This is a genomic window from Ideonella sp. P3_A4, from assembly GCF_056403075.1.
In genome coordinates this window covers 1-8,317 of record NZ_JBFUGE010000259.1, presented here as the reverse complement: position 1 = coordinate 8,317, position 8,317 = coordinate 1, and the positions used below count along the sequence as shown (strand labels likewise).

At 66.9% G+C, this 8,317-nt stretch carries 7 protein-coding genes and 1 pseudogene; 1 reads left to right on the top strand and 7 read right to left on the bottom strand.

The features are described 5' to 3' along the window. On the top strand, nucleotides 1-1,066 hold a 1,066-nt coding region (locus AC1DYI_RS20390), incomplete at its 5' end, for a xanthine dehydrogenase family protein molybdopterin-binding subunit (protein WP_477205958.1). A gap of 10 nt (nucleotides 1,067-1,076) precedes the next feature. Here AC1DYI_RS20390 and AC1DYI_RS20385 read toward each other — a convergent pair. The 7 genes and pseudogenes from AC1DYI_RS20385 to AC1DYI_RS20355 all read right to left on the bottom strand — a co-directional run. Continuing rightward, nucleotides 1,077-1,829: a tetratricopeptide repeat protein gene (locus AC1DYI_RS20385; protein ID WP_477205957.1), complete on the bottom strand. Its 753-nt coding sequence runs from the start codon at nucleotides 1,827-1,829 to the stop codon at nucleotides 1,077-1,079. Between the two features lie 43 nt (nucleotides 1,830-1,872). Next, nucleotides 1,873-2,898, bottom strand: a complete 1,026-nt coding sequence (locus tag AC1DYI_RS20380; protein ID WP_477205956.1) for an SMP-30/gluconolactonase/LRE family protein — start codon at nucleotides 2,896-2,898, stop codon at nucleotides 1,873-1,875. An 11-nt stretch (nucleotides 2,899-2,909) separates the two neighbouring features. Continuing rightward, nucleotides 2,910-3,323, bottom strand: coding sequence for a hypothetical protein (locus AC1DYI_RS20375; RefSeq protein ID WP_477205955.1), 414 nt, complete (start codon nucleotides 3,321-3,323; stop codon nucleotides 2,910-2,912). Next, complete coding sequence (locus AC1DYI_RS20370; protein ID WP_477205954.1) at nucleotides 3,320-3,700, bottom strand: hypothetical protein; 381 nt, start codon at nucleotides 3,698-3,700, stop codon at nucleotides 3,320-3,322. The genes AC1DYI_RS20375 and AC1DYI_RS20370 overlap by 4 nt, the downstream gene beginning before the upstream one ends. A gap of 121 nt (nucleotides 3,701-3,821) precedes the next feature. After that, on the bottom strand, nucleotides 3,822-5,234 hold the full coding sequence (locus AC1DYI_RS20365) for a DUF1501 domain-containing protein (protein ID WP_477205953.1): 1,413 nt from the start codon (nucleotides 5,232-5,234) through the stop codon (nucleotides 3,822-3,824). Between the two features lie 39 nt (nucleotides 5,235-5,273). Next, on the bottom strand, nucleotides 5,274-7,733 hold the full coding sequence (locus tag AC1DYI_RS20360) for a DUF1549 and DUF1553 domain-containing protein (RefSeq protein WP_477205952.1): 2,460 nt from the start codon (nucleotides 7,731-7,733) through the stop codon (nucleotides 5,274-5,276). 251 nt (nucleotides 7,734-7,984) lie between these two features. Beyond that, nucleotides 7,985-8,317: pseudogene (locus tag AC1DYI_RS20355) on the bottom strand (TonB-dependent receptor domain-containing protein); the annotation flags it as partial.

The following is an 8,317-nucleotide window of genomic DNA, read 5'->3' as shown; positions in this document are numbered from 1 at the left end:
GGACAAGATCACGCTGCACCTGACCCGCGCCGGCGGCGGCTTTGGCCGGCGCCTGAGCGCGGACTACATCGTCGAGGCCGCGGCCATTGCGCAGCGTGTGGCAGCGCCGGTGAAGCTCACCTGGTCGCGCGAGGACGACCTGCACCATGACCACTTCCGCGCCGGCGGTTTCCACTTCCTGCGTGGCGCGCTCGATGCGCAGGGCAAGCTGGTGGGCTGGCACAACCACTTCGTCACCTTCGCCAACCGCGTGCAGCGTGATGGCCAGTCGGTGCTGCAGCCCGGCAGTGGCGCCAACCTGAACGGAGACGAGTTCCCCGGCCGCTGGGTCGCCAACTGCCTGCTGGAGCAGACGCCGATCGAAAGCGGCATCCCGATGGGCCCGTGGCGGGCGCCGGGCAGCAATGTCTTCGCCTGGGTCTTCCACAGCTTCATCGACGAGCTGGCGCATGCGGCCGGACGCGACCCGCTGGCTTTCCGGCTCGAACTGCTGGGGGATCGCGACGTCGTCGCCGGCACCGGCGAGCGCGGCCAGCCCTACAACGTGGGCCGCATGAAGCGGGTGCTGCAAGAGGTGGCTGAGCGGGCTGGCTGGGGCCGGCGCAGCTGGCCGCGCGGGCAGGGGCAGGGCGTTGCCTTTCACTTCAGCCACCGCGGCTACATCGCCCAGGTGGCCGAGGTCACGGTGTCGAAAGCGGGTGAGTTGAAGGTGGACCGCGTGGTTGTCGTGAGCGACATCGGCGCGCAGATCATCAACCCGAGCGGGGCCGAGAACCAGGTCCAAGGCTCGGTGATCGATGCGCTCGGCGCCTTGAGGTTCCAGGAGCTGGACATCCAGCGCGGCCGCATCGTGCAGAGCAACTTCGGCGACTACCCGATGATCCGCATGCCCGATGTGCCGCCGAAGATCGAGGTGCACTTCCTGAAGACGGACTTCCCGGTCACTGGCCTGGGTGAGCCGGCCTTCCCGCCGCTGGCGCCGGCGGTGTGCAACGCGATCTTCGCGGCCACCGGCAAGCGTGTGCGGCAATTGCCGCTGAGTCGCACGGACCTGCGCTGGTCCTGAAGCGGTCTGCTCAGCGGCTGGCAGGGCGGGCCTGCGCGGCCAATGTCCGTGCCTTGTCGATGCTCTGCGCAATCGACACGGCCATCTCGTCATCGGCTGGCAGGCGGCTCAGGATGCGCTGCCACAGCGCGATCGCGTGCGGGTAGTCGGCGCGCTCGAAGGCTGCGCTGCCCAGAAGTGCCAGCGCCTGCGCGTGGTCAGGCTCCAGTGCCAGCGCCTGCTGCAGCAACTTTTCGGGCTCGCCCGAGAGATGCTGGTCGCGGCTCATGCCCAGCGCCACCGCCTGGTCGGCGAGCACGCCCGCATCGCGAGGCAGCAGCCGGGCCAGTTGCCGATGGGCCTCGACGGCCTGATCGAAGCGCCCCTGGGTTTCGTAAGAGCGCGCCAGCATGCGCCAGCCCGCCACATCGTCGGGCTGGGTCTTCAAACGCTCGGCCAAGCGCTGCACCATCGCGTTGATGCGCTCTGGCGTGACGCTGTCGCTGGCGCTCGCGTTGTCGATAGCCGTAGAGCTGGGAGCTTCGGCGCGCAGGGCCGCCGGTGCCGTCAAGGTCTGCGGTTGGCCTTGCAGCGCATAGACCACTGCTGCGCCCAGTGGCAACGCCAATCCGATCAGCGCCGCACTGCGCACAGCGCGAGGTGGCTGTGGCGTGCCAGCGAGCTGCGGGCTGGTCGAGGCCGGCGCAGCCCGCAGCAACACAGGCAGCACGAAGAGCAAGGCCAAAGCGGTCAAGGCCGCCGCGAAGAGGAAGAACAGCCACATGGCGGAGACCTTCGAGTGCCGGGGCGATGCCAGCGATCAATGCCTACTTGGCCCGGCCGGCGAAGCCCGGTGTCAGCACCGCGATGCGATAGGCCGAGCCGCGGCCGACGATGTAGAGGCTGCGTTTGTCGGTCCCTGCGAAGGCCAGGTTCTGCGGTGCTTTCGGCAAGGTGATGGTGCCCAGCGCTTCGCCGCGTTCGCTGAAGACCTGAACGCCGGCGGCGGTGGCGACGTACACCCGGCCCAGGGCATCGACTGCCAGGCCGTCGGCGCCGCTGGCGATGTTGCCGTTGTCGAGCTTGCGACCCCCGGCGAGTCGCGCGAAATCGCGCCGTGGACCGACGCTGCCATCGGGCTGGATGTCGAAGGCCAGCAGGTATTCGCCGTTGGAGTTGGCAACGTAGAGCACTTTCTCGTCCGGACTGAGCTGGATGCCATTGGGCCGCTCGATATCGGCAACCAGGCGCTGCAGTGCGCCTTGCGCGCTGATGCGGTAGACCGCCGGCCTGGCGGTTTCGGCGCGCGGGGACGGTGTGGCCGCGGGTGCAGCGCCCGATGCCGTACCCGATGCCGCGGCCTGCGTCGCAGCGGGGTTCGGCCCGGAATCAGTGAAGTACACGTTGCCCTGCCGGTCCACCACCAGGTCGTTGGGGCGGCCAAAGGGCTTGCCTTCGAACTGGTCGGCCAACACCTTGGCCTTTGCGGCAGGGTGGACGATACCGACACGCGGGTTCAGCACCTGCGCGGCGTAGAGGTCGCCGTTGGCGGTGAAGCCCAGGCCATTCGCACCGTTGCTGTTGTCGAGAAAGGTGGAGGTGTTGCCATCGGCGGCGATGCGGGTGATGCGGTTGGCCGTGGTCTCGGTGAAGATCAGGCTGCCGTCGGGCAAAGCCACCGGCCCCTCGGTGCCGTTGAAACCTTCGCGGATCAGCTCGATCGGCGTCTCCGCCGACACGACACCGGCGATGCCCGGCGCATGGGCGACAGGGCTTGCCTGCGCCGCGACCGCGAGAGGCAAGGCCGACAGGCACAGCGCGGCGATGAGGCGGGGGGAGTGGAAGGTGGACATGGGGCGGTTCTTCACTTGAAGGGCTTGTAGACGTCGTGGCAGTCGTTGCAGGCGCGGGCAATGCGCAGTGCGGCGCTGGTGGCGGTGTCGAAGTCACTGGCGTCGATCGCGCTGAGCACGGCGGCGGCCTGTTCCTTGCCATCGCGCGAGATCTGCACTGCGTCGGGCGAGTGCCCGTCGCTGGCGAAGTAGTCCTCCATCTGTGCATACAGCTGCTCGAGTTGTTGGGCGTTGACCTTGGCCGTCTCGCCGTCGCGACGGGCGAGGTTCTTCTGCACCGCGACGCTGTTGCGGTCGATCGCGCGCATCCACCGATCGAACTCGAGCACACTGGCTGCGAGCGCAAGCGACGCGCACAGCGCGGTGCCCGCGGCCAGCAGCGCCAGCACCGGGCGCATCGGCGAGCGACGAACGGCGCGCGTCATTCCTTGCGATAGACCTGATGGCAGGCCTTGCAGGTGCGGGCGAAGTTGTTCACCACGTCGGCGGCGGCATCGAAGTCCTTCGCCTCGATGCCCTGGAGGATCTGGCTCGCCAGCTCGCGGCTCTTGTGCGAATGGGTCACGCCTTCGCCCCCGTCACCGCGGCCGGCGTAGTAGGTCTCGATCTGGGCGAACAGATCGGCCAGCTCCCTGGCTTCGGCGGCGGCCGCCTTGGCGTCCTTTTGCGCGATGTTCGAGTCCAGACTCTTGAGGGTGTCTTCGATCGACCGCATCAGGTCATCGTCGACCTCGAACGTTGCCGAAGCGACGCTGCCGAGCAGCGCCAGTTGGATGACCAGAAACAGAAGGACCTTGCGCATCGTGTGGAAAGAAGAAGTGCGGGCAGCGCTTCCCGCGTGGGGCCCAAGGGCTGCGGGAATGCTGGCGCGCGCCGGGTGAACTCACCGGCGCGCAGGCTAAGGGGCGACCAGGGCGGGGCGTTCAGGCCAGGATGTTCGTCACCACATCGCCAAAGACACTGGCCGGCCGTTCGGAGCGCCCCTGGTACAGGTAGGTGATCTTCTTGTRGTCCAGGCCCAGCTGGTGAAGGATGGTCGCCTGCAGGTCGTACGTGTCGACGATGCCGTCGACCGCGCGCAGGCCGATGTCGTCGGTCGCGCCGTAGGTGCCGGGCTTGATGCCGCCGCCGGCGATCCAGCTGGTGTAGCCCCAGGGGTTGTGGTCGCGGCCGTCGCCGCTTTGACCATAGGGCGTGCGGCCGAATTCCGAAGCCCACACCACCAGCGTGCTGTCGAGCAGTCCGCGCGACTTCAGGTCGGCCAGCAAGGCGGCCACCGGCTTGTCCACCTGCTTGCACATCACGCTGTGGTTCTTTTCGATGCCGTTGTGCGCATCCCAGCTGTCGACCGCGCCGTCGGGCGAGCCCGAAATGCAGTGCACGAATCGAACGCCGCGTTCCACCAGGCGCCGGGCGCGCAGAAGGGCGGTGCCGTACTCGTCGGTTTCCTTCGTGCCGATGCCGTAGAGCGCTTTCGTGGCGGCAGTTTCCTTGCTCAGGTCCACCGCTTCGGGCGCGGAGGTCTGCATGCGGTAGGCCAGGTCGTAGGACCGGGCCCGCGCTTCCAGCTCGCTGTCGATRCCGTGTTGAGCGGCCTGGTGCTCGTTCAGCGACTTCAGCAGCGCCAGCGTGTTCTGCTGCTCGGCGTCGCTGACGAAGTCGGGCCGCGCCAGGTGCAGGATCGGCGAATCGCCCTGGCGAAATGCCGTGCCCTGGTAGGCCGCGGGCAGGAAGCCCGAGCTCCAGATCACCTGGCCACGGCCACCACCGGCCGTGCCCTTGCCGGTGGGCAGCACGACGAATGCGGGCAGGTCCGGGTTGGCAGAGCCGAGCGCGTACTGGATCCACGAGCCCAACGCTGGCCGCCCCGGCACGAGGCCGGCGGTGTGCAGCTTGAGCGACGAGATCACGTGTGTGCTGCCCTCGGTCTTGCAGGCCTTCAGGAAGGCGATGTCGTCGACCTGGGCGGCGAGGTTGGGCAGCAGGTCGGAGACCCATGCCGCTGTCTCGCCATGCTGCTTCCAGGTGCGCTTGGTGGCCAGCAGGTTGCCCACACCACCGTCGGTGGCCGTCTTGAGGTTCTTGCCGAAAGAGTCGGGCAAGGGCGTGCCGTTCAGGCGAACCAGCTCGGGCTTGTAGTCGAACAGGTCGAGCGTGCTGGGGGCGCCGGCCATGTGCAGCCAGATGACCGCTTTGGCCTTGGCGGGGAAGTGGGGTGCGCGGGGCGTTTGCGGGTCGACCAGGTCGGCCGCCCACGCGCTGTTCAAGGGCAGGCCCAGCCCGCCGACGGCGGCGCCGCTGAGCGCCAGAAAGTCACGACGCGATGTGTTGTTCATGTTGCGGATTCCTTTATCGAAAACGACGGGAAACGAGGTTCAGAACCGGTAGGTGAATTCGTTGGCATTGGCCAGCGCATGCACCAGGTCGACGAAGGCAGCGGCGCGCGCCGGGTTGAGCTTGTCGGTGCCCACCTTCTTGCCCGCGGCTGCTGTGGCGCCGCTGTCGTCGGCGTTGTCGTCGGCGGACTGGGCCTTGCTGAGCTTTTCCTGCTGCTTGTCGAGGAACTGCACGAAGGCGGCTTTCTCGAAGCGATCGGCGCCGCGGCCGTACACCGTCTTGTAGAGCTTGTCGATCTGCAGCTGGGTGTCGCCGCTCACACCGAAGCCCTCAGGTGTGTTGACCTTCTTGCCGTCGGCCAGCTGCTTGCGTGTGACGGTTTCCTGACTGTCCAGGAAGGCCAGCAGCTTGCTCTTCTCGAAGCTGTCGGGCGAGCGCGCGTAAAGGATCTGGAAGAGCCGATCGAGCTGCGCCGATTCGCTGGGCCCGGCCTCACGAGTCACCCGGCCTGCCAGGGCCTTGGACCACTCGAACACCAGCTCGCTGTTGATCAGCGCCAGCGCCTGCGGCGCGGTCGTCGTCACCTCACGCCGGTTGTGCACCAGCTGCGGGTTCGCCCAGTCAAAGGTCTCGAGCAGCGGGTACGGCGTGTTGCGGCGAACGAAGACGTAGATGCTGCGGCGATGGTGGTCGTGCGGGTTCTCCGACGTGACCCACGCATTGCGGTTGTCCATGTTGACCGGAAGTGGCGGGAACACGGCCGGGCCGCCCACCTTGTCTTCCAGCAGGCCCGACGCGACGAGCAGCGAGTCGCGGATCTGTTCGGCCTCCAGCCGCTGGCGCGGGAAGGCCCACAGCAGCTTGTCGGTCGGATCGATGGCTTGCGCCTCGGCCCGCGCAGCCGAAGACTGCCGGTACACGCTGGACAGGAAGATCTGGCGCTGCAGCTTCTTGACGCTCCAGCCGTTCTTCACGAAACCGTCGGCCAGGTAGTCCAGCAGCTCCGGGTGCGTCGGCTTGCCACCCATCTTGCCGAAGTCGCTCACCGTCTCGACGATGCCGGTGCCGAAGATCTGCGTCCACTGCCGGTTGACGAAGACGCGCGCGGTCAACGGGTTAGTCGGGTTGGCCAGCCAGTTCGCCACCGCCGTGCGACGCCCCGAGGAGGTGGCCGTGGGCTGGATGACCGGCTTCTCGTCGGTCAGCAGGGCCGGGAAGCCGGGTTGCACTTCGTCCAGGCGGCGGTCGTAGATGCCCTTGAACAGCACATAGGTCGGCGGCGCATCGGCGTGGCCCAGCTCGGTCATCGTCGAGATGTAGCCGGGGTCCTTCGGCTTGATCGCATCGAACTTCTTCAGCTCTTCGGCCAGGGCCTCGTACTTCGCGTAGGCCTCCTTGTCCTTCGTTTTCAGGGTGTTGACAGCGTTGCGGTTACGCCCGGACATCGTCCACAGGTTGCGGTGGTAGATCCACCGGTCATAGGCATTGCGTTCGGCCTCGGGCTTGTTGATCGAGACGCGCGTTTCTGGCACGAAGCCCGACAGCCGATCGGACTCGAGCTTTTCGATGACGGGCTTGAGGATCTCGTCTTGCTGGGCGCGAATGTCTTTGGTGGCCTGCTCCCACTTGGCGAGCTTGACCTGGTATTCGGCGGTCTCTTTGCCATTGGCGGCCCGCACGTCGTCGCGCCAGCTGGCGTTGGCGAAGAAGGCCTGGAACTCGTAGTACTCCTTCTGCGAGATCTTGTCGAACTTGTGGTCGTGGCACTGCGCGCAGCCGAGTGTGGTGCCGAGGAAGACCGAGCCGACGGTGTCGGTCAGGTCGTTGGCCACCTCCTGCTTCTTCAGGTTCAGGTCGCGGGCGTTGATCTCGTCGGGAAAGTTGCGCAGGAAGCCGGTCGCGATCAGGGCTTCATTGTTGTCGGGCCAGAGCTCGTCACCGGCGATCTGCTCCTTGATGAAACGGTCGAAGGGCTTGTCTGTGTTGAACGCGTTGATCACGTAGTCGCGGTAGCGCCAGATGTTGGGCCGCGTGCCGTCGGCGTTGTAGCCGTCGCTGTCGGCATAGCGGGCCAGGTCCAGCCAGCGGCGGGCCTGGCGTTCGCCGTAGCGTGGCGAAGCCAGCAGGCGATCGATCAGCTTTTCGTGGGCCTTGGCCGAGCGGTCGTTGACGAAGGCCTTGACTTCATCCGGCGTGGGGATCAGGCCCCAGGCGTCGAGCGTCACTCGGCGGATGAAGGTCGCGCGGTCGGCGTCGGCCGACGGCTGGAGGTTCTTGGCTTCCAGCTTGGCCAGCACGAAGGCGTCGACCGGTGTTCGCACCCAGGCCTTTTGCCGGACTGCGGGCACCTCGGGCCGTTGCACCGGTTGGTAGGCCCAAGCCTTGGCAGCCTTGGTGGTTGCGGTCGCCGTGGCTGGCGCAGCAGAGGGCTCGCCAGCTGCCAGGGAGGCGGCGGCGGACAAGCCGGAGAGGATCGCGACGAAGAGTTTTTTGTTCATGGAGCGACTCAGGGCACGAGGAATGAGGAACACACCGATGGGGCCGCAACCGGCGGGTCTGCCGCTGGTTGCGGTGAGCTGTCTATGCAACTCCTGCGCCACCCCTTGGCGCATCGAAAGACGCGCATTTGCCGGGGGCACGGGCGAGAGCCAGGCGGGCGGGCTGTCGCTTGTCCAGCAACAGGGCGAAGCCGGTTGCTGGGAACGAGGCAATCGCCCGCGCCGGCTGACCGAAACACAGCAGGGGCGGCTCAGAGCTTTGCGGTGAACTGGATGGCGAACGACCGCGGAATGGCCGGGGTCTGGCTGTTCCAGGTCTTCGCCAGCGGCGTGTCGTCGTCGAAGAGGTTCTTCACGATCAGGCTCGCGTCGAAGCTCTTGTTGCGGCTGCCCAGACCGATGCCGAAGTCCACCAGCGTGTGCTTCGGAATGACCGAATAGCTCGACAGCGAGCTGTCCGAGTAGTAGCTGCTGGTGAAGGCGACGTTGGCGCTGGTGTGGAATTCTTTGTCGCCCCAGACGGGCAGCCTGTAGTCGCCACCAATGTTGAACGTGTAGCGCGGCGCACCGGCCAGCGGCTGGCC